General features: G+C 37.1%; 26 protein-coding genes. 23 read left to right on the plus strand and 3 right to left on the minus strand.

Going from position 1 to position 25,355, the window contains the following annotated elements:
* Nucleotides 1-13: 13 nt before the first annotated feature.
* From IGL17_RS02315 to IGL17_RS02330, 4 genes are all read left to right on the plus strand, one after another.
* Complete coding sequence (locus IGL17_RS02315; RefSeq protein ID WP_002383001.1) at nt 14-1,102, plus strand: diacylglycerol kinase; 1,089 nt, start codon at nt 14-16, stop codon at nt 1,100-1,102.
* 199 nt (nt 1,103-1,301) lie between these two features.
* A complete protein-coding gene (rlmD, locus tag IGL17_RS02320) occupies nt 1,302-2,675 on the plus strand; it encodes a 23S rRNA (uracil(1939)-C(5))-methyltransferase RlmD (protein ID WP_033624259.1) in 1,374 nt (457 codons plus the stop codon).
* Nucleotides 2,676-2,804, plus strand: a complete 129-nt coding sequence (locus tag IGL17_RS02325) for a hypothetical protein (protein ID WP_002355577.1) — start codon at nt 2,676-2,678, stop codon at nt 2,802-2,804.
* A 284-nt stretch (nt 2,805-3,088) separates the two neighbouring features.
* Nucleotides 3,089-3,406, plus strand: coding sequence for a thioredoxin family protein (locus IGL17_RS02330; protein ID WP_002355583.1), 318 nt, complete (start codon nt 3,089-3,091; stop codon nt 3,404-3,406).
* A gap of 42 nt (nt 3,407-3,448) precedes the next feature.
* Here the strand turns inward: IGL17_RS02330 and IGL17_RS02335 are convergent, their stop codons facing one another.
* Nucleotides 3,449-4,294, minus strand: coding sequence for a helix-turn-helix domain-containing protein (locus tag IGL17_RS02335; RefSeq protein WP_002392183.1), 846 nt, complete (start codon nt 4,292-4,294; stop codon nt 3,449-3,451).
* 397 nt (nt 4,295-4,691) lie between these two features.
* On the opposite strand from IGL17_RS02335, the gene ptcA reads away from it, so the two are divergent.
* The 5 genes from ptcA (at nt 4,692) to IGL17_RS02360 (ending at nt 10,968) form a co-directional block, all read left to right on the plus strand.
* Nucleotides 4,692-5,711 (plus strand): putrescine carbamoyltransferase, encoded by a 1,020-nt coding sequence (gene ptcA / locus IGL17_RS02340; RefSeq protein WP_002355587.1) that lies wholly within the window; start codon nt 4,692-4,694, stop codon nt 5,709-5,711.
* 66 nt (nt 5,712-5,777) lie between these two features.
* Nucleotides 5,778-7,154 (plus strand): APC family permease, encoded by a 1,377-nt coding sequence (locus IGL17_RS02345; protein ID WP_438759919.1) that lies wholly within the window; start codon nt 5,778-5,780, stop codon nt 7,152-7,154.
* Nucleotides 7,147-8,244, plus strand: a complete 1,098-nt coding sequence (gene aguA / locus IGL17_RS02350; RefSeq protein WP_002383005.1) for an agmatine deiminase — start codon at nt 7,147-7,149, stop codon at nt 8,242-8,244. The genes IGL17_RS02345 and aguA overlap by 8 nt, the downstream gene beginning before the upstream one ends.
* An 11-nt stretch (nt 8,245-8,255) precedes the next feature.
* Entirely contained in the window at nt 8,256-9,185 is a 930-nt protein-coding gene (arcC, locus tag IGL17_RS02355; RefSeq protein WP_016618255.1) for a carbamate kinase, read from the plus strand.
* Between the two features lie 196 nt (nt 9,186-9,381).
* A complete protein-coding gene (locus tag IGL17_RS02360; RefSeq protein WP_016618256.1) occupies nt 9,382-10,968 on the plus strand; it encodes an amidase family protein in 1,587 nt (528 codons plus the stop codon).
* A 190-nt stretch (nt 10,969-11,158) separates the two neighbouring features.
* Here IGL17_RS02360 and IGL17_RS02365 read toward each other — a convergent pair whose 3' ends face one another.
* Nucleotides 11,159-11,302 (minus strand): hypothetical protein, encoded by a 144-nt coding sequence (locus tag IGL17_RS02365; RefSeq protein ID WP_024041607.1) that lies wholly within the window; start codon nt 11,300-11,302, stop codon nt 11,159-11,161.
* Between the two features lie 220 nt (nt 11,303-11,522).
* Between IGL17_RS02365 and pnuC the strand changes: the two genes are divergently transcribed.
* From pnuC to IGL17_RS02385, 4 genes are all read left to right on the plus strand, one after another.
* Nucleotides 11,523-12,221 carry a nicotinamide riboside transporter PnuC gene (gene pnuC / locus IGL17_RS02370; protein WP_002355593.1) on the plus strand — a complete coding sequence of 233 codons (699 nt, stop codon included), beginning with the start codon at nt 11,523-11,525 and terminating at the stop codon, nt 12,219-12,221.
* An 8-nt stretch (nt 12,222-12,229) separates the two neighbouring features.
* The gene (locus IGL17_RS02375) at nt 12,230-12,874 is read left to right on the plus strand and encodes a deoxynucleoside kinase (RefSeq protein ID WP_002355594.1); all 645 of its coding nucleotides are present in this window, start codon (nt 12,230-12,232) and stop codon (nt 12,872-12,874) included.
* Between the two features lie 349 nt (nt 12,875-13,223).
* On the plus strand, nt 13,224-13,655 hold the full coding sequence (locus tag IGL17_RS02380; RefSeq protein WP_016618259.1) for a hypothetical protein: 432 nt from the start codon (nt 13,224-13,226) through the stop codon (nt 13,653-13,655).
* Between the two features lie 112 nt (nt 13,656-13,767).
* Nucleotides 13,768-14,154, plus strand: a complete 387-nt coding sequence (locus tag IGL17_RS02385; RefSeq protein WP_002358717.1) for a DUF1149 family protein — start codon at nt 13,768-13,770, stop codon at nt 14,152-14,154.
* Between the two features lie 46 nt (nt 14,155-14,200).
* Here the strand turns inward: IGL17_RS02385 and IGL17_RS02390 are convergent, their stop codons facing one another.
* The gene (locus tag IGL17_RS02390) at nt 14,201-14,536 is read right to left on the minus strand and encodes a hypothetical protein (RefSeq protein ID WP_002366186.1); all 336 of its coding nucleotides are present in this window, start codon (nt 14,534-14,536) and stop codon (nt 14,201-14,203) included.
* 297 nt (nt 14,537-14,833) lie between these two features.
* Between IGL17_RS02390 and IGL17_RS02395 the strand changes: the two genes are divergently transcribed.
* The 10 genes from IGL17_RS02395 to IGL17_RS02440 all read left to right on the plus strand — a co-directional run bounded on the left by IGL17_RS02395 (nt 14,834) and on the right by IGL17_RS02440 (nt 25,335).
* The gene (locus IGL17_RS02395) at nt 14,834-16,225 is read left to right on the plus strand and encodes an L-cystine transporter (RefSeq protein ID WP_002355598.1); all 1,392 of its coding nucleotides are present in this window, start codon (nt 14,834-14,836) and stop codon (nt 16,223-16,225) included.
* Between the two features lie 133 nt (nt 16,226-16,358).
* The gene (locus IGL17_RS02400) at nt 16,359-16,739 is read left to right on the plus strand and encodes a VOC family protein (RefSeq protein ID WP_002363195.1); all 381 of its coding nucleotides are present in this window, start codon (nt 16,359-16,361) and stop codon (nt 16,737-16,739) included.
* Nucleotides 16,740-16,891: 152 nt separating this feature from the next.
* Nucleotides 16,892-18,058 (plus strand): serine hydrolase domain-containing protein, encoded by a 1,167-nt coding sequence (locus tag IGL17_RS02405; protein ID WP_010713877.1) that lies wholly within the window; start codon nt 16,892-16,894, stop codon nt 18,056-18,058.
* Nucleotides 18,059-18,156: 98 nt separating this feature from the next.
* Entirely contained in the window at nt 18,157-18,867 is a 711-nt protein-coding gene (locus IGL17_RS02410) for a DUF1003 domain-containing protein (protein WP_010775623.1), read from the plus strand.
* Between the two features lie 546 nt (nt 18,868-19,413).
* Entirely contained in the window at nt 19,414-20,364 is a 951-nt protein-coding gene (gene trhO, locus IGL17_RS02415; protein ID WP_002355603.1) for an oxygen-dependent tRNA uridine(34) hydroxylase TrhO, read from the plus strand.
* Between the two features lie 178 nt (nt 20,365-20,542).
* Complete coding sequence (locus IGL17_RS02420; RefSeq protein WP_002355604.1) at nt 20,543-20,926, plus strand: LPXTG cell wall anchor domain-containing protein; 384 nt, start codon at nt 20,543-20,545, stop codon at nt 20,924-20,926.
* Nucleotides 20,926-21,657, plus strand: a complete 732-nt coding sequence (locus tag IGL17_RS02425; RefSeq protein WP_010713875.1) for a WxL domain-containing protein — start codon at nt 20,926-20,928, stop codon at nt 21,655-21,657. The genes IGL17_RS02420 and IGL17_RS02425 overlap by 1 nt, the downstream gene beginning before the upstream one ends.
* Before the next feature lie 16 nt (nt 21,658-21,673).
* Nucleotides 21,674-22,453, plus strand: a complete 780-nt coding sequence (locus IGL17_RS02430; RefSeq protein WP_010713874.1) for a WxL domain-containing protein — start codon at nt 21,674-21,676, stop codon at nt 22,451-22,453.
* A gap of 19 nt (nt 22,454-22,472) precedes the next feature.
* Nucleotides 22,473-24,572, plus strand: coding sequence for a lectin-like domain-containing protein (locus tag IGL17_RS02435; RefSeq protein WP_016618260.1), 2,100 nt, complete (start codon nt 22,473-22,475; stop codon nt 24,570-24,572).
* 22 nt (nt 24,573-24,594) lie between these two features.
* On the plus strand, nt 24,595-25,335 hold the full coding sequence (locus IGL17_RS02440; RefSeq protein ID WP_002375974.1) for a WxL domain-containing protein: 741 nt from the start codon (nt 24,595-24,597) through the stop codon (nt 25,333-25,335).
* The last annotated feature ends 20 nt before the right edge of the window (nt 25,336-25,355 follow it).

Genomic DNA, 25,355 nt, shown 5'->3' on the forward strand with positions numbered 1-25,355 from the left:
TAGCAGGCAAACCATGAAAAAAGCTAGAGTGATTTATAATCCAACGTCAGGAAAAGAGTTAGTTAAAAAGAACTTAGCCGATATTTTATCTATTTTAGAAGAATGTGGTTATGAAGCCAGTGCATTTGCGACCACACCAGAAGAAAATTCAGCACGCAATGAAGCACATCGTGCTGCGCGTGCAGGATTTGATTTACTAGTAGCAGCAGGTGGAGATGGGACCATTAATGAAGTCGTGAATGGGATTGCTCCGTTGAAGCGGCGCCCTAAAATGGCCATTATTCCTGCTGGAACGACGAATGACTATGCACGGGCCTTGAAGATTCCTCGTGATAATATCGTTAAGGCAGCAGAAGTGATTAAAAAAAATCAAACTGTCAAAATGGATATTGGTCAAGCCGGCAAAAATTATTTTATCAATATTGCGGCGGGTGGTCATTTAACGGAACTGACTTATGAAGTTCCGTCAGAGTTGAAAAGTATTTTTGGTTACTTAGCGTACTTAGCCAAAGGAGCCGAAATGTTGCCGCGAGTGAAGCCGATTAAAATGCGCATGACGTATGATGAAGGTGTGTACGAAGGCAACGCATCAATGTTTTTCCTAGGGCTGACTAACTCGGTGGGTGGTTTCGAGCAAATCGTACCAGATGCTAAATTAGATGATGGTAAGTTTTCATTAATCATTGTAAAAACAGCCAATATTTTTGAGATTCTTCATTTAGTTGCGTTAATGTTAAATGGTGGAAAGCATGTTGAAGATCATCGACTAATCTATACAAAGACCAGCTATTTACATGCAGAAACGTTAGAAAAGAACAATAAAATGATGATTAATTTAGATGGTGAATATGGAGGCGATGCTCCAATGACCTTTAAAAATATGCATCAACACATTGAAATTTTTGCAAATGGTGATGCACTGCCGTCCAATGCAATTATGGGTTCTGTCTTAACTGGTAGCGATGAGATTGTCGTAGAATCAGAAGACGAAGAGGAAGAAGCATATAACGAAGCTAGCAAAGAATTTGTCAAAGAAGTTGAACGACTAACAGACGAAGATATTGATGGCGATGGAAAGATTGCCGAAAAAGAAAAGCACTAGGTAGTCCGTGAATAGCTAATGAAAGATTTAGTTGATAAGATCTTTCATTGGCTATTTTTTGACTAAGGGAAAGGGTCTCATTCTTTTATTTACCTAAAAAGTTCAAACGGAATTGCTAAATCGCCATGAAAATTCGTTGTTGCTTTTCTTAGGTATTTTCATTAGAATGAGTGAAGTGTATAAAAAGAAGGAGCGACTTATGAAAAATTATCCAGTAAAGAAAAATGACGTCATTGAAGTAGAAATCATTGACTTGACGCATGAAGGTTTAGGCGTGGCAAAAGTGGACCATTATCCATTGTTTATTGAAAATGCCTTACCAGGTGAAAAACTTGAAATCAAAGTCTTAAAAACAGGCAAAAGTTTTGGTTATGGGAAAGTATTGACTGTCCTAAAAAGCAGTGAACAGCGTGTTCCCGTGAAAGATGAAAACTTTACAAAAGTCGGGATTAGTCCGTTGCAACATTTAGCGTACGGCGCCCAACTATCATTTAAAACGCAACAAGTCGAAAATGTTATGCAACGTGTCGCTAAATTGCCAGAAGTCCCTGTTTTACCAACAATTGGGATGAACGATCCGTGGCATTACCGGAACAAAGCACAAATTCCCGTGCGTAAAATTGACAACCAACTACAAACAGGTTTTTTCCGGAAAAATAGCCATGATTTAATTCCAATGGAACATTTTTATATTCAAGACCCAGAAATTGATACAGCAATTGTTAAAATCCGTGACATTATGCGTAAATATAGCGTAAAACCTTATAACGAATCTGATAATACAGGGAACTTACGCCATATTGTCGTTCGTCGTGGCTACCATACTGGGGAGATGATGGTTGTTCTAATTACGAGAACACCGAAATTATTCCCAATTAGTAAAATTGTGCCAGATATTTTGGAAGCTATTCCGGAAGTAGTCAGCATTGTACAAAATGTAAATCCAAAACGAACCAATGTCATTTTTGGCGACGAAACCATCTTATTACATGGGTCTGAAAAAATTACAGATACTATTTTTGATTTGAAATTTGAAATTTCCGCGCGTTCATTTTATCAAGTAAATCCACAACAAACAGAAGTGATGTATCAAAAAGTTAAAGAGTATGCGGCTTTAACAGGCAATGAAATTGTGGTGGATGCCTATTGCGGGATTGGAACGATTGGCTTAACTTTAGCCCAAGATGCAAAGCAAGTTTACGGTATTGAAGTAATTGAAGAAGCGGTCAAAGATGCAGAAAATAATGCTAAATTAAACAACATTGAGAATGCCACTTTCACGGCTGGTTTAGCGGAAGAATTATTGCCAAAATTAGTTGAAAATGGCTTGCAACCAGATGTTGTGGTGGTGGATCCACCACGGAAAGGGTTAGACGGTCAATTAGTAAACACATTAATTGAAACGCAACCTGAACGAATTGTTTATGTCAGCTGTAATCCAGCCACACTCGCTCGCGACATTGCATTATTAACAGAAGGTGGCTATAAAGCAAAAGAAATTCAACCAGTGGATAATTTCCCACAAACGACCCACATTGAATCTGTCACGTTATTAACAAAGGCGGTGGATTAAATGAATGAAAAAGAAAAAATGTTAGAATTAATTAAAAAGAAACAAGGTGGTGGCCGTTCTAAAAAAATGGAAACTCCCAAAAATGATCGTAAAAACATGCGCAAAGGGCCTAAAATTTTTAATAAATAAGCGGTTATCAGTAAAAAGTTGAGGTCGGGACAGAAGCGTTTAACTCCGAGAAATAAGAAGGAATTTCCGAAAATTGTTCTGTAATTTTTGGAGAATTCCGGCTTATTTCCGAAGGAGTTGCTTTTGTTCCCGCCGTTTATCAGTTTTTGAGCGTGGAGCAAAAATCCAAAGTGATTTTTGTCCCACGCTCAACTTTTTTGTTAAAGCATTCCTAGCCAAACAAATAAGTTGTTATTTTGCTAGTAAATCTGTTATTTTAGACAAAAGACAAGGAGGGCTATTCAGTGGAATATGTAACAACATTAGAAGAATTAGAAGAAAAAATTACAGACAATCGTCTACAAGCCGTCTTTTTGACAGCAAAAAATTGTAGTGTTTGTACAGTTGATAAACCGATTGTCGAAAAAATTGCAACAAAATATGAATTTCCTACATACATTGCAGAAGCTGATAAAAGTCCAGAAATAATTGGACAATTAAATGCTTTTTCTGCACCGACCATTATCTTATACTATGAAGGAAAAGAAATTCATCGCCAAGCCAAAATTATTAACTTTCAAGAAATTGAAAAGCGAGTTCGACAAGTACAAGAAAATAGTTAATCAAAAAGGAAGCCACCGATCACGGAGAGGCTTCCTTTTTAATTATCTCGCTAAATGTTCAGTTTGTTGTTGAGAAAAAAGTTGATAACTGACAAAAACTTCTGCTCTTTTGTTTACTTCTAATTTAACGAAAATATTGTGGATATGTGTTTTTACTGTTCCGATTGATAGGAATAGTTCGTTGGCTATATCTTGATTTGTTTTGCACTCTAAAAGTAACGAAAGCACTTCTCGTTCTCGCTGCGTTAATTGATAGGCATCACAAAAAGGCGCCAAAAGTACGGGTTCATCTGATTGATTTTCTTCCAATTTAGCAGCGTCTTTTTCAAGAACCGACAGAGGAAAATCACGATTACAGAAGTAGATAATGGCGATCGAGAGAATGATTGTATAAATATCTTCAGAAACGTTTCGGTTGTTAATTTTAAAGACAATATCAGAATATTGGTCAATGTTAAAAATAACGAAGGTATCTTCCAAAAGAATCGCCACACCGAAACCAATGCTTAGCCAACCAATAAAACGAAGATATTTTTTCGCAAGGGCTGATAAAGGATCTATTCGTAATTGATAGAGCGCATAGCATCCAAGGTAAATTAAAAATAGCTGATTGGGTAAATAGTACAACCAAACTTTTAAGGCGGAATTTTGTGAAAATGGAATAGCTAGCATCCATAAACCAATTAAAAATAACCAGACAAATTGATAATTTTTAAAAGGACGACCACTAATAGTATTGATAATAGCCAGATAGGCAAAATTACAACAAATAAAAATGATGGTCTTTAAAAAAGGTGCGGTCATAAAGGTCTGATTATATTCGGTTGCAAACGAATTAATGAACTCAGTCATATAAACAATCACATTGTCACAAATAAAAATAACCATTAAAAAGAGAAGCAATAAAAAAATCGGTTGTTTATTTTTCAAGTAAAGATTTAAGGTAAAGGTTGAAGTAAACGAATATAAAATAATCAACAAGATGTTATAAATAAAAACAAATGTCACGATTGGAAACCCCTTTCATCTTTTATTTTAAGTGAATGATTTTTCAAAATAATTATACCATTTTCAAATCTATGATTGGTCAGAAATTAGAGAGAAATCCGCCTAAACTTTTATAAACCCCTGGTGTACCAACGGTTTATAACCATAAATAAACTTTTTTTAATGAAAAATCACGCCAAAAAAGAAAGCGTTTTCTAACTTTTGGCGGATAGTAAACTCTTCGCTAAACTTGGTAAAGTCAATGTGTAAACAAAAACAACTTTAGGAGGAACACATCATGAAAAGAGATTACGTTACAACAGAAACATATACGAAAGAGGAAATGCATTACTTAGTCGATTTATCATTAAAAATTAAAGAAGCGATTAAAAATGGGTATTATCCGCAACTGTTAAAAAACAAATCTTTAGGAATGATTTTCCAACAATCTTCAACTCGAACACGAGTATCTTTTGAAACTGCAATGGAACAATTAGGTGGACATGGCGAATATTTAGCACCTGGTCAAATTCAATTAGGGGGACATGAAACGATTGAAGATACCAGCCGCGTATTGTCACGTTTAGTAGATATTTTGATGGCTCGTGTGGAACGTCACCATAGTATTGTTGATTTAGCTAATTGTGCTACCATCCCAGTCATTAACGGTATGTCTGATTACAATCATCCAACCCAAGAATTAGGTGATTTGTGTACCATGGTTGAGCATTTACCAGAAGGCAAAAAATTAGAAGATTGTAAAGTTGTCTTTGTCGGAGATGCGACACAAGTTTGTTTTTCTTTAGGATTAATCACAACAAAAATGGGCATGAATTTTGTTCACTTCGGTCCAGAAGGCTTCCAATTAAATGAAGAGCATCAAGCGAAATTAGCAAAAAATTGTGAAGTTTCAGGCGGTAGCTTTTTGGTCACAGATGATGCAAGTTCTGTTGAAGGCGCTGATTTCTTGTACACGGATGTTTGGTATGGCTTGTACGAAGCGGAATTATCTGAAGAAGAACGTATGAAGGTTTTCTATCCAAAATATCAAGTGAATCAAGAAATGATGGATCGGGCAGGTGCCAATTGTAAATTCATGCACTGTTTACCAGCAACACGTGGGGAAGAAGTAACTGATGAAGTGATTGACGGTAAAAATTCTATTTGTTTCGATGAAGCAGAAAACCGTTTAACATCTATTCGTGGCTTATTAGTATATCTTATGAATGATTATGAAGCAAAAAATCCTTATGATTTAATCAAGCAAGCAGAAGCGAAAAAAGAACTAGAAGTTTTCTTAGACACTCAAAGCATTTAACGGCCAACTGTCCACTGATTGAAAAAATGAATCAGTGGACAGTTTATAAAGAGAGGAAGAGTCTTCATGGAGGGGAAAAAGAAATTTAGTTTAACGAGTGCCATTTTATCAGTCATCTGTGTGGTTTTCGTTGCTGAAGCAGCGGCGCCTGTTGCTGCAATTGGTAATTCTCAGTTTTTTTGGTGGATTTTCTTATTAATTGCATTCCTATTGCCATATGGGTTAATTTCATCAGAATTAGGAACAACTTATATTGGTGAAGGGGGCATCTATGATTGGGTGACCAAAGCATATGGTCATCGTTGGGGTGCCAGAGTTTCTTGGTATTATTGGATTAATTATCCATTGTGGCTAGCTTCATTAGCCGTTATGACGCCAGAACTATTAACGACAATTACAGGTATTAAGTTTTCAACACCGATGATGATTATTGTTGAATTAATTTTTACTTGGATTGTGGTTTGGATTAGTTTTTATCCAGTCAGCGACAGTATCTGGATTCTAAATGGAGCCGCCGTAATCAAGATGGTTTTAGCAGTCTTAATTGGTGGGCTAGGATTGTATGTAGCCTTGACGAAAGGTGTTGCTAATGAATTTACCTTGAAATCAATGCTGCCAACGTTTGACTTAAGGAGTTTATCTTTTATTTCTGTAATCATTTTTAATTTGTTAGGGTTTGAAGTCATCTGTACGTTTGCAGATGATATGGAAAATCCTAAGAAGCAAATTCCACAAGCTATTGTAGCAGCGGGGTTAGTCATTGCGGCCATTTATATTTTTTCAGCCTTTGGAATTGGGGTAGCGATTCCCACCGATCAAATTAGTACCGGCAGTGGTATGATGGATAGCTTTAAACTATTGACAGGCTCGACAGAAGGTTGGTTCATTATGTTGATGGCTTTCCTATTCCTTCTTACGTTGTTCGGCAACATGATTTCTTGGTCATTAGGAGTCAATAATACAGCTTGTTATGCTGCTGAAAATGGTGACATGCCTAAATTTTTTGAAAAACGTAGTAAGAAAAATGACATGCCAATTGGGGCTGCTTTGATGAATGGCATTGTGGCATCGGTGGTCATTGTATTAGCACCAATTTTACCTAATCAAGATTTATTCTGGGCCTTTTTCTCCTTGAATGTCGTCCTATTCTTGTTATCGTATATCCCAGTTTTCCCAGCTTTTTATAAGCTTAGAAAAATTGATCCCGATACACCACGTCCGTTTAAAGTTAACGGAAAACCAGGATTTTTAAAAGTTTTAGTGGTTTTGCCAATGATTATGATTATTATTTCACTGATTTTCACAGCAGTGCCTTTAGATTTTAGTCCCGCATCATTAAATGAAAAATTACCAATCACAATTGGGGCAATCATTTTTATTCTGTTTGGTGAAGTAATTATTTACGTAAAAAAAATTAAGAAGGGAACGAAAGAAAATGGCTAAACGAATTGTAGGAAGTACCCCTAAACAAGATGGCTTTAGAATGCCAGGAGAATTTGAACCACAAGAGAAAGTTTGGATGATTTGGCCAGAAAGACCGGATAATTGGCGTGATGGTGGTAAACCTGTCCAAGAAGCTTTTACTAATGTGGCCAAAGCAATTAGTCAATTTACACCGATGAATGTGGTGGTTTCTCAACAACAATTTCAAAATTGCCGTCGCCAATTGCCGCCAGAAATTACGGTTTACGAAATGTCAAACAATGATGCCTGGGTCCGTGATTGTGGACCATCATTTGTCATTAACGACCATGGAGAAATCCGTGGTGTGGATTGGACATTCAATGCTTGGGGGGGATTAGTAGATGGTTTATATTTCCCTTGGGACCAAGACGATTTGGTTGCACAAAAAATTTGTGAAATTGAGCATGTAGATTCTTATCGTACAGATGATTTTGTTTTAGAAGGCGGTTCATTCCACGTAGATGGACAAGGAACAGTCTTGACTACAGAAATGTGCTTATTAAGTGAAGGTCGAAATCCACAACTTTCAAAAGAAGCAATCGAACAAAAATTATGCGACTATTTAAATGTTGAAAAAGTTCTTTGGCTAGGTGATGGAATTGACCCAGAAGAAACCAATGGTCACGTGGATGATGTAGCTTGTTTTATTGCACCTGGTGAAGTGGCTTGTATTTACACCGAAGATCAAAATAGCCCATTTTATGAAGCGGCACAAGATGCGTATCAACGTTTGCTTAAAATGACTGATGCTAAAGGACGCCAATTAAAAGTCCACAAATTATGCTGTCCTGTCAAAAATGTAACCATTCAAGGCTCCTTCAAAATTGATTTCGTGGAAGGAACCATGCCACGAGAAGACGGCGATATTTGTATCGCATCCTATATGAACTTTTTAATTACAAATGATGGCGTGATTGTGCCACAGTATGGTGATGAAAATGATCGTTTGGCTTTAGAGCAAGTTCAAACGATGTTCCCAGATAAAAAAATTGTCGGCGTTAATACGGTAGAAGTTGTTTATGGGGGCGGCAATATACACTGTATCACACAACAAGAACCAAAGCGCTAGGAGGGAAACAGATGTCAAAAATAGTGATTGCATTAGGTGGAAATGCGTTAGGAAATTCTTCGAAAGAACAATTGGCAAAAGCACAAACCGCTGCAAAATCCATTGTTGATTTAATTGAACAAGGCCATCAAGTGGTGATTGCTCATGGCAACGGGCCACAAGTTGGCAAAATTCGCTTAGCTTTTGAGGAAACGAGTCAATCTCCAGAAGATGTCGTGCCGTTTCCTGAATGCACAGCAATGAGCCAAGGCTATATTGGCTATCATTTACAACAAGCAATTGATGAAGAACTAGTAACCAGAAATTTAGGGGAACAACCAGTTGTTACGTTAATTACACAAGTCGTGGTGGATCCAAAAGACCCAGCGTTTACAAAACCAACAAAACCAATTGGTGGTTATTATGACGAAGAAACAGCCAAACAGTTGATGGCGGAAACTGGGAACGTCTATCAAGAAGATGCGGGTCGAGGCTGGCGACGGGTAGTTCCTTCACCAAAACCAATTGATATTTACGAAAAAGTTAGCTTGCGAACACTTGTTGATGCAGGACAAATCGTAATTGCTTGTGGTGGTGGCGGGGTTCCTATTGCCTATGATGGTCCAGTCTATCATGGTGTAGATGCAGTCATTGATAAAGACTTTGCGGCAGCAAAAATGGCTGAACTCATTGAAGCAGATGTTTTTGTGGTATTAACTGCAGTAGAACATGTTTTTGTTAACTTTGGTCAAGCAAATCAACAAGCTTTGACCGATGTTACGGTTACGGCAATGCAACAATATATAGAAGAAAATCAATTTGCGCCAGGTAGTATGTTACCTAAGGTGGAAGCGGCCATCAGTTTTGCAGAAAGTAAACCAAACCGCCAGGCGATTATCGGGCTTTTAGAATTAGCTTCGGAAGCAATCAAAGGAGAAAGTGGTACACGAATTACACAATAAATTCTCAATATTTAACTTTCACAAAAGATTAAAACAAACGCATTTAGCAGACTATCTTAATCGTTAGAGAGTAGGACATCGGTCGTTTTGACGGATGTCCTACTCTCTATTTTGTCTTTTTAACGAACAAAACTGTTAGTTGTCATGCAAAAATAAACATAGTAAGATAATCTTTAAATGGTATAGGAGGATAAAAATGTCTAAATTTTTAAAAGTAATCGGAATAATTGCTGTTTTGTTAGTCATAATAGGCGCTGCAGCGTATTGGTTTATACTCAAAAAGTTCACTCCTGAGGCAGAAACCCCAGCAATGTACAATCAAGAGAGAATCGTTAAAACGATTGAAGACCAATTAAAAGAAACAGATGTACAAAAAGCTCGGACCAAAGCACCGTTGATTATTGAAAAAAATATCACTGAATTACAGCAAGCGATTGCCAACGGAACATTGACCTATGAAGAACTTACGGCGTTTTATTTGGACCGTATTTTACAGTTCGATCAAATAGATAATGGTATGAACAGCATCTCTGAAATCAATCCGCAAGCAATTAAGGAAGCAAAGGCATTTGACCAGCAAACCTCTCAAACACCGAAGAAGCCTTTGTATGGTATTCCTGTGACTTTGAAAGAAAATATAAATACGACCAACATGATTTCAAGTGCAGGAGCTTATGCCTTACGTACGTTCAAGCCTAAGGAAGATGCGGAAGTAGTTAAGAAGTTAACAGAGGCGCAAGCTTTGATTTTAGGAAAAGTAAACTTATCTGAACTAGCGAATTATATGTCAATGAAAGCACCAAGTGGCTATAGTTCCAAACATGGACAAACACTTAATCCTTATGGGCCACTCAAAATAACACCTTCAGGTTCAAGTTCTGGGAGTGCGGCTAGTGTGACGATGAATATCGGCGCCTTCTCTTTAGGCACTGAGACGATGGGATCGATTGTTTCCCCCGCTTCTCATCAATCAGTGGTTGGTTTTAAACCGACCCACAGTTCAGTAAGTGGCGAAGGTGTTTTACCATTGGCACCATCATTAGATACAGTTGGCCCGATTGCCCGAAGTGTCGTTGATGCTGCACAAGGCTATAATGCGTTTAAGAAAGACACGGTTCCGAGCATTGATTCAACGAAATTTACTAAAAATAACTTACAAGGTCAACGCATTGGGTTGCTAGAAATGCCAAGTGCTGAAGAAGAATTTGCGACTGCTAAAAAGGCCCTCCAAAAAGCTGGAGCAGAAGTGATTCCGGTAACGCCAGACATGGAAGGGATTGATGGCGGGGCAGTTATTTCCAATGAATTTAAGTTTGCATTGGAAGAATTTGCGAAACGTTATGACTTACCATTTAAAACACTGGAGGAACTAATTGCGTATAATCAACAAGATAAAAAGGTTCGTGCCAAGTATGGGCAAGATTTATTAGAAGCAGATGTTAAAAAGAAACAACCAGATAAAGAAATCATTCAAACAACCATTAAAAAAGCACAACAAACGTTTGATGCGTTGCTAAAAAAACAACAATTAGACGGATATGCCTTTATTGATTCTGAAGGTACGGGTTTAAGTGCCGTGGCAGGATATCCTGAATTGACGGTTCCTTTGGCGAAAAACAGTGAAGGACAACCTTATGGGCTGACTTTTACACAAACTGCCAATAAAGAGCAAACGTTATTTGAGCAAGCTTACAGCTTTGAACAAAGTACCAAAGGACGGATAGTACTTTCAGACAACGAGCTGTTGGCAAACAGTAAAAAAATAAATAGAGATGAGCAGTAAAGGGAAACTAGGAATGGCGAAACATCCGTATCAAACCTAATAAAGATAATCGACCTACAAATGAAAGGAATTGTTTGTAGGTCGATTATTTAGGTTAGTCATTTTTTTTGCTTTTTTAGGCGAATGTTTTCATGTAATAAGTTAATAAGTGGCCAGATTCGAGAAATACGGCCATCAATTTTTAAGCATTTCAATAAAAAGAGTGAACGATGGCTGTGTTTGAAGCATGAATATGTGTGGTTGCTTCCGCTTTCGCAACATTAATTTGGAGCGCTACCGTCGTAAAGGGTTCTGCCGCAGGAATCATTAGATGGAAACAAATCCATGAATACATAGAAGATTAAAGCAAGATGAAGAAAATATTGTGGCAATAAAGGATATCAGAATGCTTGTAGAATGACTATATGTAGTGTCTTTTTGTTTTTTTAATCAATATATAGTATTAAAATCTTCTTTTTATTCCGAAATCTGATTGACTTGTTTTTTAAAACGGAGTACTCTTATTGAGACGTCAACAGAGAAAAGTTTGGTTTTAGGAAGGTCGGAAATTTGTCGTGAATAAGAATTTTTTGGTGAATGATTTTAAAGGTTGGGAAACGAGAAGTTACTTGTTTTTAGCTTTGATGGTGGGGGTACAGTTGATTGCATTTGCTATCAATCCATCGAATTGGATTACGTTAGTAGGTGGTTTAGCCGGCATCATTTGTGTGAATTTAATTGCCCAAGGAAAAGTCAGCAATTACATTTTTGGCTTAATCAGTGCAGTGATTATTGGCTATTTTGGGTTAGTAACACGGGTATATGCGGAAGTTCTTTTACAAAGCTTCTATATTATTATGGACATTACAGGGCTTTATGCTTGGCTTCGGGCTAGCGAAGATGGCTCGGGTCAAGTAACCGAAGTAAAAGTTTTAAAAGGTATTCAGTGGTTGTATGCCTTTTTCACGTGGCTGCTCATTGGCGTAGCTGCATATATTTTGTTAGGCTTTGTAAATGATGCGCAACAAACATTAGATGCAATCACGTTCAGTGTTTCAGCGACAGGGATGTTATTGATGATTAAACGTTATCAATCGCAATTCGTGTTTTGGCTACTAGGAAATATTTTTTCAATTTTGTTATGGTTCCGAGCAGGGACGCACGCTGGTGGTGATTATGCGATATTTGTTATGTATTGTATGTATACTTTTAACTCAATTTTTGGTATGTTTAATTGGTTGAAGATAAAAAATAAAATGGAAAAAAATAGGTAGGGAGTTCGATGGCAGTGATTGTTTTAGCAGGTACGATTGGCGCTGGTAAATCTAGTTTAACAGCTTTAATTGCAAACCGTTTAGGTTCAGAAGCCTTTTACGAATCAGTTGATGATAATGAGGTATTACCTTTATTTTATGCGGAACCGGAAAAGTACGCATTTTTATTACAAATTTATTTTTTAAATAAACGTTTTGATAGTATTAAACAAGCATTAACGCATGAAAATAATGTATTGGATCGCTCGATTTATGAAGATTCATTACTTTTTCATTTAAATGCAGATTTAGGTCGTGCCAACGAAACAGAGGTCAAAGTGTACGATGACTTATTACAAAACATGCTCCAAGAATTGCCTTATGCTGCGCATAAAAAAAGACCTGATTTGTTAGTTCACATTCGTATTTCATTTCCCAAAATGTTAGAACGCATCAAAAAACGTGGCCGTCCTTATGAACAAATTGAGACAGATCCAACGTTGTATGATTACTATCAAATGTTGAACGAGCGTTATGATCAATGGTACGAAGACTATGATGAAAGTCCTAAAATTCAAATTGATGGCGATAAATATGATTTTGTCGAAGATCCTGAAGCGTGTCAATATGTCTTGGCATTAATTGAGAAGAAAATTGAAGAATTAGAAAGATAAATAAAAAGAAGCAAGTCCGGACTTGCTTCTTTTTGACTTAAAATGTGGATAGATAGGCTAAAGTTGCTACTAAATAAAGGAGTGTAGTGCTAAATTATAGAATCGGATTTTAACCTTCCCCTAAGTTAAAATCGGATAATCTATCTATCGACAGTTTAAGTTTGTATAAAATAGCGGTAGCTATTATCAACGAAGTCATTCATCGGTTGACCTGACTTCTCTAGAAGTATACCATCGAAAATAACCGACAGTTGTTCAAAATTTGGACTTAGTAAGTGTAAATTTTGATTGAAAGTTTCTGTAAATCAATCATTTATTCAAAAAATAATGCTCGAAAGAAGGAAGATAAATGAGCCAAATTTGGTTTGAACGCATTCTACGTTGGCGCAAAAAAGCGCAACGATTTTTACAAGGACGTTATGCCCGGTTCGATGAATTGAATCGAACGCTGTTGCTAACAAGTGTCGTGCTGGCGCTTATCAATATTTTTACTGGCTATCTTTGGGTTCGGTTATTGATTTTAATCACAGTCGCCTACGTGTATTATCGCTTTTTTTCAAAACATATTCACCCGCGATTGAATGAAAATCAACGGTTTATTCTTCGAAAACAACGCCTAATGCAAAAGGTTCATGCTTTTCGCAAGCGACACATGACTCAGAAAGGATATCGTTATTTTAAATGTCCAAAATGTCAGCAGTCATTACGTGCGCCGAAAGGACGAGGAACAATCAAAGTCACTTGTTCAAACTGCCAAAATCAATTTATCAAAAAAGTCTGATCTTCTGTGTTTTTTGGTCTAGGCAACTTTTGGACTTGTGGTATACTTGAGAAAAGAAACCATTGGATATTCTAAAAGGGGAATATCTTGTTAAAAAAGGAGAGAAAAAACAATGGAAATTAAACGCCAACAAGAAATTGTTGAAGCGTATCACTATGATATGCGAGTACCTGATTCAGAAGTAGAGACAGATTTACGTGTCAGTTTTTCACCAATTGAAGTAGAAGAAGAAAATTATCCAGAAAATAGCTCAGCACTTGTTGCTCGCTTAGAATTTCGAATTGTCTTTGACGAATTTGTTTTATCAGGGGCGATTAGCCAAATTAATCACATTATTGATCGTAAAATTGAAAAACAAGAAGATATTTCGCAAGAAGAAGTCGATGAACTTGTGCGTCCTTTATTTAGCATCGTCGAACGTTTATCTTATGAAGTAACTGAAATTGCTCTGGATCGTCCAGGTGTTCAATTGAATTTTCAACAATCAGAAGAAGCTTAAACTTTAAAAACAGCGTTTATAACGGATTCCGTTACAAACGCTGTTTTTATTCTTGTGAAGATTTAGCAACCAAAGCTTTTTTAAACTGTTCATAATTTTTTGTAGCGATATCCACATAAGCAATCGGCTGACCAACTTTGGTGATTTTTTCGGGAAGATAGGGAGCGAGCATTTCATTGTACAAAATGAACGCAGCTTCTGGTACTTCCTCTGAAAGAACATCATAACTGATAAAGTCAATTTCATAGGTTGGTTGAAAAAAGGCTTTGATGTTTTGCTGCTCTTTATTTGAAAAGAGCCAAGGACCCGCATTTGCAGGGCTTCCCACAAATAACGTCGCTCCATCACGGTTGACAGAAAGGATCCAACAAATTTTTTGCATACGCTTACACCTCCTAGAACTAAGTATACCACGTCAGCTTAAAAGAAAGAGGACAAAAAACAAATTATTTTTACAGTGACTAGTAAAACAACACTTGGTGATAGTTTTAAACTATCACAACGGTTATTTTCTATCAAAAAGTAAGCAAATTATCCCACTATTTGTTATAAAATAAGGTACAATAGAACTATCACTGGAAACAGTTTGCTGTTTTCAGGGTATTTACTGGAGAGTGAGTACCGGGAACCTTTACTTCCTTTGATGTACTTGTCATTAAAAACATAGGGAGGAACTAAAATGACAACATTCATCACTGTATTAGTGATCCTTGCATTTATTGCTGTGTTATTCGGTTTCTACCAAATGCAAAAGAAACATTTAAAATTCTCAACACGTGTCTTTTCAGCATTGGGCGTGGGGATTGTTTTAGGTGCAATTATTCAATTTGCTTTTGGTACAGACAGTAAAATTACTACGCAATCAATGGAATGGATCGGGATTGTAGGTAATGGTTATGTAGCGTTTCTACAAATGCTCGTAATTCCGTTAGTATTTGTATCTATCGTAGGTGCATTTACAAAAATGAAAGAATCCAATAAATTAGGAAAAATTAGCTTTAATGTGTTAGCCACCTTACTAGGAACAACAGCAGTAGCTGCCTTGGTGGGGATTGGAACAACCTTAGCGTTTGGTCTTCAAGGGGCAAAATTCACGCAAGGTGCTGCAGAAACGTCAAGAATTGCCGAGTTAGCGACGCGTCAAGATGCGATTCAAGATTTGACGATTCCACAACAAATCGTTTCATTTATTCCTAAAAATGTCTTTGCTGACTTTGCGGGAACACGACCAATGAGTACCATTGGGGTGGTAATCTTTGCTGCGTTTGTTGGTGTCGCTTATTTAGGCGTTCGTCGTAAAGCGCCAAAAGAAGCTGAATTTTTTGCAAATTTAATTGATAGTTTATATAAAATTACCATGCGAATTGTTACCTTAGTTTTACGCTTAACCCCTTATGGCGTGTTAGCGTTAATGATTAATGTTGTAGCAACAAGTGATTTTGTTGCGATTATTAACTTAGGTAAATTTGTGTTGGCATCGTATGTGGCCTTAATTATTGTTTTTGCCATTCATATGTTGATTTTAATTACTTTAAAAGTCAATCCAGTTACGTATCTAAAAAAAGTTTTTCCAGTCTTGAGCTTTGCTTTTACTTCTCGTTCAAGTGCAGGAGCTTTACCATTAAATATTGAAACACAAACCAAAGCACTAGGTGTCGATGATGCCACAGCAAACTTTGCTGGTAGTTTCGGTTTATCTATTGGACAAAATGGTTGTGCCGGCGTTTATCCAGCTATGTTAGCAACCATCGTTGCACCAACTGTTGGAATTGATGTCTTTAGTTTACAATTTATTTTAATGTTAGTAGCAGTTGTCACAATCAGTTCATTTGGCGTAGCCGGTGTCGGCGGCGGAGCAACCTTTGCTTCTCTAATCGTTTTAGGCGCAATGAACTTGCCGGTTGCAATTGTTGGTTTAGTAATTTCGGTTGAACCACTTATTGACATGGCGCGGACAGCTGTTAACGTTAACGATAGTATGGTTGCAGGCGTGTTAACAAGTGCTCGTATTCATGAATTAGATCGTGATGTCTTAAATGATCGCGATGTTGTCTTAGATGCAAATATCTAAATCAATAAAACGAAAAGTGTTTGAGCAATGTCTTGCTCAAACACTTTTATTTTGATTTTAAGCGAAAGTGCAGTAATTATTTAAAAGAACGTATATAATAAGTTGTTAACTAAATTCAAAAGGACGTGAAGGAATGTTTTCAAACCAAGTAAAGATTATGTTATATGTGAATAATGTTGAGGAATCTAGTCAATTTTGGCAAACGTTTGGCTTTGTTGAAAAGGAAAGAGAGGAAGTTGACGGCACATTGGTGGTAGAAATTGCGCCAAGTGAATCAGCAGAGACGATTATTGTTTTATATGATTTGGCCTTTATTCAAAAACATTCACCAGAAGTGGCGGGGAATACCCCTTCTCTAATGTTTGCTAGCGATGATATCATTGGTCTCTATAAAAAAATGCAAGAGGCTGGGGTTACTGTTGGTGAAATGGTTCAATTGCCAACAGGCTTAGTTTTTAATTTTGCAGATAACGATGATAATTACTTTGCTGTGATGGGGCAAGAAAGTAAATAAAAAACAGCTTGGCACCAGAATCTAGATTGATTCTGGTGCCAAGCTGTTTTTTATAAAAGTTGAAAGTTTTATAAATTTTACTAAAAACTGTAATTTTCATGAAAATATAGCGTATGATAATGCTGTTAATAGAATAGGCGGAGGTAAGCGGTATGCGTAAACGACATGCAAAGAAAAGACATGGAGGAGTGAATTGGCTTTTTATAGTATGTTTGTTGGTGGTGATTGGTGGTAGTGGTTATTTAATAAAAACGTTCTTTTTCACTAGAGATTCACAAGTTAGTCAAGAATCGAAAGTGGTCTTGGAAGAAGATCGCCGAAGTGATAATTATGCGAATTTAACGAAAGAAATAGTTGCACCAGATAGTGGCGAACTTGATCAAAAAATTCAAGAAACAAATTATATTGGTTCGGCTTTGATCATTAAAGATGATCAGGTTTTAGTAAATAAAGGATATGGCTTTGCCAATTTTGAAAAGCAACAAGCCAACACGCCAAACACAAGGTTTCAGATTGGTTCAATTCAAAAATCTTTTACCACAACCTTGATCTTAAAAGCGATTGAAGAAGGTAAACTTACATTAGATACAAAACTCGCTACGTTTTATCCGCAAGTACAAGGTGCTGAGGACATTACGATTAGCGATATGTTGAATATGACAAGCGGTTTAAAGTTATCAGCAATGCCTAATGATATCGTTACCGATGAAGAAATTATTCAATTTGTTAAACAAAATACCATTCAAGTCAATAAAGGAAAATACAATTATTCCCCAGTAAATTTTGTCCTTTTAGCAGGAATGTTAGAGAAAATGTATCAACGTACCTATCAAGAATTATTTAATAAATTTTATCACAAAACGGCTGGTTTAAAGAATTTTGGCTTCTATGAAACCTTATTGGAACAGCCCAATAATTCAACAAGTTATAAATGGACAGAAGATAATTCATATAACCAAGTGCTCTCGATTCCTGCAGCTAGTTTTGCCCATGAATTTGGGACTGGGAATGTGGATATGACGACAGGTGATTTGTATTGGTACTTACATCAATTAATGAGTGGACATTTAGTTTCCACCGCACTTTTGCAAAAATTATGGACGTCTTCTCAGCAAAGTTCTTATCATGGCGGCATCTATGTTCATGATAACTATTTACGCTTACACGGCGTTGAAGCGGGTCAACAAGCCCTGGTTTTATTTTCAAAAGATATGAAAACCGGGGTCATATTGCTAACTAATTGTGTGAATCCAGCGAAATACAAAGAATTAATTGGTTCGTTGTTCCATGATGTAACCAATTTAACTGTTAAATTTTAAAGCAGAAGCAACAACGATCACTCCAAAGCCTTTTTAGGTTTCTTCTGAGAGACTTTATATTAAAATAAAGGGAAGAACGATCAAAGGGAGTGACGAAGATGAAGCGATCAAAAAATAAACAAGTTGTTATTGGTGAATCAACGGAAAAAAACATTTATCTTCAAGATATAGAACAGGAAACGCAAGCTTTTATTCTCCAAAACAATCCACAATTGACAGCTGAATCGATGATTACATTGGCGGAGTTACTTAATTATCGTTTGGATTACATGAAACAATTGGTCGCAAATGATTCTGAAAAAATCCAACAACTGAATGAATTGGTGGTTCAACATATCAAAGAAGATAAGCTGATTTCCAATAATATGAATGAAAAGATGGAAAAGAAATTAACCTTTGGCCAACGAGCAGCGGATACCATTGCTAAATTTGGCGGTAGCTGGGTGTTTATTGGCTTCTTTTGCTTCGTGTTGATTGCTTGGATCGTGATTAACTCTACCACTTTATTGGGACAACCATTTGACAAATATCCTTATATTTTGCTAAATCTCGCCTTATCTTGTTTAGCAGCTATCCAAGCACCGATTATTATGATGAGTCAAAACAGACAAGAAGCCCGTGATAGAGAACAAGCGAATAATGATTATAAAATTAACTTAAAAGCAGAAGTAGAAATTAATTTATTACATGAGAAAATGGATTATATTATCAATAATCAACTAGAAAATTTGGTAAAAATCCAAAATATTCAAATTGAACTTTTAGGTGAATTGCAAGAACAACTCGCCGCGACTTCTGAAAAGGAGTAGTATATAGAAGAGGTCAGGACAGAACCGTTTAGCTCCGAGAACCAAGTAGGTACTGTTCAACATCTATTTGCTTTGCAAATAGTGTTTCTCAGCAATAAGAAGAAATTTCCGAAAATTGTCATAAAACACAACGAGGTACGAGTTGATGTTGCATGATACCTACCCGGTGCTCTTTAATTTTTGGAGACCAAGTAGGTATTGTTCATCATCGAATCACTACGTTCTTCGTGATTCTCAACAATTTCGGCTTATTTCCGAAGGACCTTCACCAAGTAGGTACGATGATTTCATCTGTTCATGCTTCACAGTGAAACATCGCAACTCTTAGAGCTGTAGCTCTTTTGAAGGCTGTACTGTGACGAGACGCATGTCGAGAAAACACCTTAGAAGTTGTTGAGATCGGAGCAACGCGTAGTGTTGGTTCTGTTCCCGCCGTTTATCAGGCTTTTTTTATTGTGTGTAAATACACAAGCAAAATAATCGCTTTCCCTTTTTTATTCACCGTATAATGGGATAGAATGACTTTATACAAAAGGGGAAAACAAGATGAAATACCAAGTATTACTTTATTACAAATATACAACAATTGAAGATCCAGAAGCTTTTGCGAAAGAGCATCTAGCTTTTTGCAAATCATTAAATTTAAAAGGCCGTATTTTAGTAGCGACAGAAGGGATTAACGGAACGTTATCTGGTACTGTCGAAGAAACAGAAAAGTACATGGAAGCAATGCAAGCAGATGAGCGCTTTAAGGATACATTCTTTAAAATTGATCCAGCAGAAGAAATGGCCTTCCGCAAAATGTTTGTTCGCCCACGTTCTGAATTAGTGGCGTTGAACTTAGAAGAAGACGTTGATCCATTAGAAACGACGGGGAAATATTTGGAACCTGCAGAATTTAAAGAAGCCTTATTAGACGAAGACACTGTTGTAATCGATGCTCGTAACGATTATGAATATGATTTAGGTCATTTCCGTGGTGCCGTGCGCCCAGATATCCGTAGCTTCCGTGAGTTACCACAATGGATTCGCGAGAACAAAGAACAATTTATGGATAAAAAAATTGTTACCTATTGTACTGGCGGGATTCGCTGTGAAAAATTTTCTGGCTGGTTATTAAAAGAAGGATTTGAAGATGTTGCTCAATTGCATGGTGGTATTGCCAATTATGGGAAAAATCCAGAAACACGTGGCGAACTTTGGGACGGCAAAATGTATGTCTTTGATGACCGAATCAGTGTCGAAATTAATCACGTTGATAAAAAAGTTATTGGGAAAGATTGGTTTGATGGAACACCTTGCGAACGCTACATTAACTGTGCAAACCCAGAATGTAATCGTCAAATCTTAACTTCAGAAGAAAATGAACATAAACATTTAGGTGGCTGCTCATTAGAGTGTAGCCAGCATCCTGCCAATCGTTATGTAAAAAAACATAATTTAACAGAAGCAGAAGTTGCTGAACGTTTGGCTTTGTTAGAAGCGGTTGAAGTATAAAAATAATAAAAAAATAAACAAAAAAACTTCGAAAATTATTTTTTGAAGTTTTTTTGTTTATTTTTTTGTCTTTAAAAGTGTTGATTTTAAAGCTTTCTTAGCTGAAACCATTTTATTTTTTAAAAGCGTCTGAAAAAAATAAAAAAATCTAATAAATATTTCTTTTATATAATGTTTATTGGCTGGGCCAGTCAATGTTGAAAATGGGGAAGGAGGAATTCAGATGAAAATCATAAAAAGGTTTAGTTTGGTATGTTTAGGGCTATTGATCATTGGGTTGCAAACAAAAAGCGTTATGGCTGAAGAAAATAATTATGAATCAAATGGTCAAGCGAGCTTCTATGGTACCTACGTTTATGAGAATGAAAAAGAGTCAAATGACGTAGCGTATACCCAACAATCAGAAGAACAGGGAAGAAACAATTTAGCTGCTTCTGGACAAGCAGTTTTACCTAAAACAGGCGAGTCTGAAAATCCACTGTATTCCTTGATAGGAGTTAGTTTGTTAGGGGTAGTCATTTATTTAATTAATAAAATGAAACGAGAGAAGGAGCTTATTTAATGAAAAAAACTGTTTTACTTACATCGGCAACCATACTTTTAGGCGTAGGGTTTCAAGCAATAAACGCATCAGCAGCAGAAACTTTTCCGAAAGAATACAATACGGAAGGCACAATTACTTTTGAAGCAGGCGATAACGAAATCACACCGCCAGTTGATCCAGAAAATCCCGATCCTACTGATCCAGTAGACCCAATTGATCCTCCAGGGCCAGGAACGGGTGGTGCCTTATCAATTGATTATGGGTCAAAATTTAAATTTGGTACACAAAAGATTTCTACGGCAGATCAAACGTATTATGCTGCGCCAGATGAAATGAAAGATGGTTCAAAAAAACCAACCTATGTACAAGTAACTGATAAAAGAGGAACGTTAGCAGGATGGAAACTAACGCTTTCCCAACCTGAACAATTTAAAACAGCTACTGGAGAGGAACTAGTCGGCGCTCAATTAACGTTTACAAAGGCAGAAGCTGCCTCAATGGTGGATGAAAAATATAAACCTACTGAAGTCAGTAGTACTATTTCCTTAACACCTGGTGTAAATAATAATCTAGCGATGAACGCTAAAAAAGAAACAGGTGTTGGGACTTGGGTTTATCGCTTTGGTTCAAATGAAGCAACAAATAAAGAAGCTGTCCAATTATTCGTTCCCGGAAAATCTGTAAAGCTTGCACAACAATATTCAACGAAGTTAGTTTGGGCATTAGAAGATACTCCCGTTAATAATTAAATAAAGGAGAAAAGCAATGAAAAAACAATTCACAGGAATCGTTCTATGCAGTACATTTGCAGTTGCTGGTTGGTCCTTACAAGCGAAGGCAGAGGAGCCAAAAGAGTATCGTTCGAATGGTTTAGTAGAATTTATTCCGAACGTAGATCCGACAGAGCCGGTTGATCCAGAAAATCCCGATCCAGAAAAGCCAGTCAAACCAATTGATCCAACAGACCCAGAAGGTCCCAATCCTGGTACCCAAGGACCACTGTCTATTGATTATGCTTCAAGTTTTGACTTTGGGAAAAATCGTATTTCGAATAAAGACCAAGTATATTTTGCAAGAGCACAGCAATATCAAGAAAATCAAAAAGATACACCAAATTTTGTGCAAATTTCTGATAATAGAGGAACCAATAGTGGTTGGTCTTTAACGGTTACGCAAAAGGAGCAATTTAAAGCAACAAAGGCTACTTTAAATAGTCAGTTGACAGGTGCGCAAATTTCTTTAACTAACCCGACTGTTAATAGTAATGCGCAAAATGTTGTGAAACCAGAGGCAACAAATAAGATTGCCCTTGTTCCAGGGACCGCATCGCTAGTGGCAGCTGCGAAGCAAGGAACTGGTGCGGGAACTTGGGCTACTTATTGGGGCAAAGTAGAAGTGGTTGCAGAACGCGATGAAACCAATACGGTACACAATGTTAATGTTACAAAAGATGTCGCGCTATCAGTACCAGGGTCAACCCCTAAAGATGCCGTGAAATATCAAACAAAATTATTGTGGACGTTGACGGATGTACCAGGAATTTAAAAAGTAGAGGTGAAGAGAGATGCGAAACAAACAAAGCCTAGTCTTTTTGGCAAGTAGTTTATTCTTACTACTCCTTGCGCCTATTACTAGCGAAGCGATTAGTAATCCTTCGACAAATATCAACGAAGTCAATCGGGAAATAGTGGAGGAATCGGCCAATGATCAGGCAACTAGCGCTCCTTCTCACTCGGAAACATTAGAGCAAGAACCTTCCCTAGAAACGACAACAACAACCGATAATCATCCAGCAGAAACAGACCAATCAACGGCTACTTTAGAACCTAGCAAACAACAAAAGGATGACGATAACAGTGTAACGGAATCGGCGATAGTTGAACCACAGCCGCGCATGTTGGCTGCGCCATACGCTACTTCATTGCCTGATGATCCTAATATCATTCCAATCGACAAGGTATTTCAAGAGCCAATTGGAAATGCAACAAGTATTTTAGAAGGTGGGAAGTTATTACAACTAAACCCAGCTGTTAAATCACAAAAAGGAGCTATTTGGTCAAAAAAACCAATCAGTTTATTGTCGGATTTTACCTTTAAAAGTTATTTGTATTTAGGAAACGAGTATGCAAATGCTGGTGATGGTATGACCTTTACCTTAACGAATGATCCTAGAATGTCCACAACGCCTCAAGAAGTCATTGGTTCACCTGGGATGGGAATCGGTGCATACTCCACGAAAGCTGGTCAACCTTATGTTAGAAATGCCTTATCGATTGAGTTTGATACCTATAAAAATACTGGTAGTTCCAACCGAATGGACCGAGAAATTTCACAAGATAAGGGAAATGGGCATTTAGCTTTTGTCACTCCGAAAGCTAATAACAACAGCTATACAGGGGAGCATTCAGGTGTCACCGTTGCGCCAACCTATCTATCTAATGGAACCTGGCGCATGTTGACTGTTCATTGGAATGCCGCAACCAAAGCATTAACATATGATTTAGAAGGTGTGGGCACGAATACGTATGTAGTTTCAGATTTAAATGCACAATTTGGCGCAACAACGGTTTATTGGGGCTTTACATCCTCTACAGGTGGCAAATACCAAGAGAATGCTTTAGCAATGACACAAATTCCTACCAACGTTACGTCACAAGCAGCCCTTAGCGTGAATGGTCAGGAGTTTAGCTCAGCTGTTGAAGCAGTGAAAAATGATCAGGTGAGACTACGGAATACGTTGAATATTGACAATGACTTTATCGAAGATCGTCAACCGCAAGTAAGCATTGACTTACCTGATGAATTAGCATATGAAGAAAATTCATTAACGATTGATGGTAAAAAGGTAGCAGCCAAAGATCTGACACAAACAGGGAATCACTTAACAATTACTTTAAATGACTACCTAGTTTTAAAGAAGGACATGATTATTGAATTAAAAACAACCCTTCAAGATAATACGCCCGAAAAAGTTTTAACTATGAACTTTGACTATTATGAAGAAGGAACCTTACTGCAAAAGTCAAATAATGTAACGATTACTATTCCTAAACCAACAGAAAAAACAGTAACCGTTTTTTATAAAGACGCGGAAGGTAAAGATATTGCTCCACCTAAAAGTGTAACAGAGAAAATTGGTACACCCTATCAAGAAAAACCCCTAGATATTTCTGGCTATGTTTTTACAAAAGACTCGGGCAATGCGGAAGGAACAATGACAGAGGAAACAAAAGATATTTATTTTTACTATCGTTTAGGGGAACTATATTTTAAAGAGGCACCAAAACAGATTACTTTTGGTACGGAAAAGATACGTAATCAACCACTAATTAAACTTGGGCATCCCACCGAAGGACTCAAAGTCGTGGATGAACGTAACGCAAATAATTGGCGCTTGCAACTAAAGCAAACGCAACCGTTAACAAATGATTCAATTGTAATGCCAGATGTTTTTTCTTTCGTTTCAACTGTTGGAAGCTCTCAGATTACAAATGAGGCAATTACGCTTTTAGAAAGTAATCAGAAAGGTGAAACAGATTTAACAGCATTACTTGATGAATCAAAACAACAAGGAATTCAAATCAATGTTCCTGTAGCTTATCAAAGAGTTGGAACATTTAAAGCTCGTTTATCTTGGGCGTTAGAAGACGTACCAGGAAATTAAAGAAAAGAATGGAGAAAAGAAAATGAAAAAAGTAACAACAGTATGTTTATCCACATTTATTTTAGGGAGCTTAGGCATGACTTCTCAAGCCTTTGCAGAAGATGGCGGTAGTTATACATCTAATGGTATCGTAGAATTTACACCAAGTGAAGATCCAACTAATCCGGTTGACCCAACGGATCCAACTAATCCAGTTGATCCTATTGACCCAACAGATCCTGAAGGTCCTAATCCAGGAACAAACGGTCCGTTGTCAATTGATTATGCGTCAAGTCTAGACTTCGGTGTTCAAAAAATCACGTCGAAGGATCAGACTTATTTTGCTGCTACCCAAAAATACAAGACGGTAGGCGCAACCGATGAAGTCAAAGAAGGGCCTAACTATGTCCAAGTAACAGATAACCGTGGAACCGAAGCTGGCTGGTCATTAAAAGTGAAACAAGAAGGACAATTTAAATCAACTTCTGGTAAAGAATTGACTGGGGCAGCTATCACGTTTAAAAACGGAAATGTAGTGACTGCTTCAGATTCAGGTAAACCAACAGGCCCAGCCACAATCACGTTGAATTCAGATGGTAGTCAATCAGATGTAATGAGTGCAGCAAAAGGAAACGGTGCAGGAACTTATTTATTTGATTGGGGAACAGATGCAACTACAGCTGCTAAAAGTATTGAGTTAACTGTTCCAGGTTCTACAACCAAATACGCTGAAAAATACGCCACAAAATTAACATGGACGTTGACAGACGCTCCAGGAAATTAAACGAATTTTAAAAAGAAGAA

The sequence above is a fragment of the Enterococcus sp. AZ088 genome, from assembly GCF_051714845.1.
GTDB lineage: Bacteria > Bacillota > Bacilli > Lactobacillales > Enterococcaceae > Enterococcus > Enterococcus faecalis.